General features: G+C 32.8%; 1 protein-coding gene and 1 pseudogene. Both read right to left on the reverse strand.

What is annotated here, in order from left to right:
* Positions 1-117: 117 nt before the first annotated feature.
* Positions 118-810, reverse strand: a complete 693-nt coding sequence (cmk, locus tag ACVC2P_RS03915; protein ID WP_452597180.1) for a (d)CMP kinase — start codon at positions 808-810, stop codon at positions 118-120.
* A gap of 75 nt (positions 811-885) precedes the next feature.
* Positions 886-1,270: pseudogene (locus tag ACVC2P_RS03920) on the reverse strand (type IX secretion system protein PorQ); the annotation flags it as partial.

Genomic DNA, 1,270 nt, shown 5'->3' on the forward strand with positions numbered 1-1,270 from the left:
TACATCCAGATCAAGAGCTTGTTATCCCTAACTTATAGTACAACAACATAAAAGAAAAAAGCGAATCGATATCGATTCGCTTTTTTTATACTTCTATTTTTGCAATTTAAGGTTATATTATAAACTCTCTAAGGTTTTAATAGCTATGTTCAAGACCTTTTCAAACTGAGACTCTAAAGTTAAATTAGAATTATCTATTTCTATAGCATCCTCTGCTTTTACTAATGGAGAATCTTCTCTATGCGTATCTATATAATCACGTTCTTGTACGTTTCTTAGTACATCTTGGTAAGTTACTTTATCTCCTCTTTCTATTAGCTCATCATAACGGCGTTGTGCTCTTTTTTCAGCAGAGGCAGTCATAAATAATTTTAATTCTGCATGAGGAAATACTACTGTACCAATATCTCTACCATCCATTACTACACCTTTATCTTTACCCATTTGTTGTTGTTGTTTTACCAATTGGTAACGCACTTCTGGGATGGCTGCTACTTTACTAACAAAGCTAGAGACTTCTAGTGTACGAATTTCTTTTTCTATATTCTCTCCATTTAAATAGACTTCTGCAAAGCCTAACTCTGCATTAAATGTAAAACTAATGTCTACTTCATTAAGTTTAGAAACCAAAGCAACAACATCGAAATGCTCACTATCTATAAAACCGTTTCGCATTGTAAACAATGTTACCGCACGATACATTGCTCCTGTATCTACATATATATATCCTAAATGCTTTGCAAGTTGTTTTGCTATGGTACTTTTTCCTGTAGAGGAAAACCCGTCTATGGCTATGGTAATATTTTGCATATTATGAATTTCTGGTGTAAAAATAAGTATAATACGTTTAGAGTTTTATTGATTTTCCCGAAATATTTAAGAATACTACCTTAAATCTATCTGCAAGCCAAAGAAGTTAGAATTGGCTGCTCCACTGTACTTAGCGTGTGTATAGCTAAAGCGCATTTTATTAAGTTTAATAGAGAATCCCGCAGATATACCAGAAAAGTTTCTTTGATCTTCTATACGTAATTCTTCAGCACGTCTAAAATTATATCCTAATCTTAAATTAAAACCTTTATCTGGAAATAATTCTGCTCCCAAGATAGTATGACGAATAACATTACCTAAAAAGCTAACTTTTTGTTCAGTTTGATTCCCTTCTAAATCGGTTAATGCTCTTGCCGGATTAGGTTTAGCTATTGGCCATTGTTGTAAATTCTCAAAGGTTAAATGCCAACGTAATGGAATATGCTCTAAGGTTTGAGAT

This window comes from Pontimicrobium sp. MEBiC01747 (assembly GCF_053601635.1).

Coding starts and splice junctions, on each gene's coding strand:
- cmk (WP_452597180.1), bottom strand. CDS start 810: ATGCAAAATATTACCATAGCCATAGACGGGTTTTCCTCTACAGGAAAA.